This is a genomic window from Bradyrhizobium sp. (assembly GCF_016462955.1).
Lineage (GTDB): Bacteria > Pseudomonadota > Alphaproteobacteria > Rhizobiales > Xanthobacteraceae > Bradyrhizobium.
Map to the genome: position 1 here is coordinate 1 of NZ_JAEMSD010000812.1, position 1,996 is coordinate 1,996.

Annotated in this window: 2 protein-coding genes and 1 pseudogene; all 3 read left to right on the forward strand. The window is 65.8% G+C overall.

What is annotated here, in order from left to right:
• Positions 1–312 (forward strand): PepSY-associated TM helix domain-containing protein (locus tag JHD07_RS38720; RefSeq protein WP_291631810.1); only part of this gene is annotated, 312 nt, incomplete at its 5' end.
• Between the two features lie 71 nt (positions 313–383).
• Entirely contained in the window at positions 384–1,616 is a 1,233-nt protein-coding gene (locus JHD07_RS38725) for a rhodanese-like domain-containing protein (protein ID WP_291631812.1), read from the forward strand.
• A 126-nt stretch (positions 1,617–1,742) separates the two neighbouring features.
• Positions 1,743–1,996 (forward strand): annotated as a pseudogene (locus tag JHD07_RS38730) (phosphoglycerate dehydrogenase); the annotation flags it as partial.

Genomic DNA, 1,996 nt, shown 5'->3' on the forward strand with positions numbered 1-1,996 from the left:
ATCCGCATCCGGTCGTGGGGCAAGGCGTCCTTGCTCGAGACCACGCGCGATGAATTCCGCATCGATGCCGTCACCGGGCAAAAGGTCTCCGCCGAGCGCTACGCCGACAAGACCTTTGGCGAGAAGATCATCGCGGCCATCTACGACATCCATCGCGGCGCAATCCTGGGATGGCCGGGCAAGCTGGTGTTCATGATTGCCGCGATCCTGATGCCCTTGTTCTCGGTTACCGGAATCCTGCTCTATCTGTCGCGCCGCAGGTTGCGACGTCCCGCACAGCCGCCGCTCGGGCGGCTCGTTCCGGGCGAGTAAGCCGAGAAGGCTAGCCAACGCGCTCCCAATCGTTCAAAAGCCCATGGCCTGTCCTACCCAGGGTCCATGCCATGAAGCTTCCCACCATCAGCCCCGCCGATATCCGCCGCGCCCTGCTGCTGCGCGAAGAAATTGCGCTGCTCGATCTCAGATACGAGGCCGCCTTCGCCACCGGCCATCCGCTGTTCGCCGCCAACATGGCGGTTGATCGCATCGCGGCAGAGGCCGAGGTGCGGCTACCGCGCAAGGACGTTGCGATCGTGCTCTATGATGACGGCGAGGGGCTGGTCGCGACTGGCGCTGAACGTCTGGCTGCACTTGGCTACTCCAATGTCAGCGCACTCGACGGTGGGCTGAAGGCGTGGCGCGATGCGGGCTTCGAGGTGTTCGAAGACGTCAATTCCTATTCCAAGGCGTTCGGCGAGCTGGTCGAGTCGCGTCGCCACACGCCCTCGCTCAGCGCCGACGAAGTGGCCAGGCTGATCGCGGACAAGGCCAACATCGCCATCCTCGACGTCCGCCGTTTCGACGAATATGCGACCATGAACATCCCGGGCTCGGTGAGCGTGCCCGGCGCCGAGCTGGTCTTGCGGGCAGGGCAGGCCGCGCCCGATCCTGAGACCACCATCATCGTCAACTGCGCCGGCCGGACCCGCTCCATCATCGGCACCCAGTCGCTGATCAATGCCGGCGTGCCGAACAGGGTGCGCGCGCTGCGCAATGGTACCATCGGCTGGACGCTGGCCAAGCACGCGCTCGACCACGGTGCCGACAGGCGCGGCGCGATCGGACCGTTCGAGGGCGGTCCTGCCAATGCGCGCGATGTTGCCTATCGCGCGGGCGTTCGCCACATCGGCACGCGCGAGATGGCGGCGCTGCTCGCGCAGACCGATCGCACGCTCTATCGCTTCGACGTGCGGGACGCCGAAGACTATGCCGCCGGCCACATCCGGGGCTTTCGTCACTATCCCGGCGGCCAGCTGGTCCAGGAGACCGACATGGGCGCACCCGTGCGAGGCGCGCGCATTCTCCTGACCGACGACAGGGACGTGCGTGCCGACATGACGGCGTCGTGGCTGGCGCAGATGGGCTGGGAGGTTTATGTTCTGGAAGGCGGCTATGACGGCGCACTGGAGATCGGCGCGCCGCACGTGCTGCCTAAGCCCGATCCGGCCCACCGCTACCGCCGGCCCTATGAAGGCACCGACGTCGCGGAGAAGGCGATGCAAGCCTATCTCGATTGGGAATATGGCCTCGTCGAGCAGCTCCGCCGCGACGGCACGCACGGCTTTTACGTGATTTGAGACGAAGGCGGAGCCGCTGGGATACCAAGCAGGGCTTCGCCTGCCATCTCCGTGTCAGCCCCTATTGTGCTGGCCCTCCTCGGCGGTCTATGAGCCTCAGGCAAAGCCGCCATTTTTGGAGACATGATGTCCGCCTCAGGCCAAAGCCCCGAGCGAAGCGCGAAGGCGCTGCTGCTCGAAGGCGTCAACGACAGTGCCCTGGACCTATTCAGGAGCGCCGGTTTCACCAATGTCGAGCGGCTGCCCAAGGCGCTGGACGGCGCGGATCTGCGGCGCGCGCTCGAGGGCGTATCGCTGCTCGGCATCCGCTCGCGCACCCAGATCACCGACGAAGTGCTTGGGAGCGCCAATCAGCTCCTCGCGGTCGGCTGCTTCAGCGT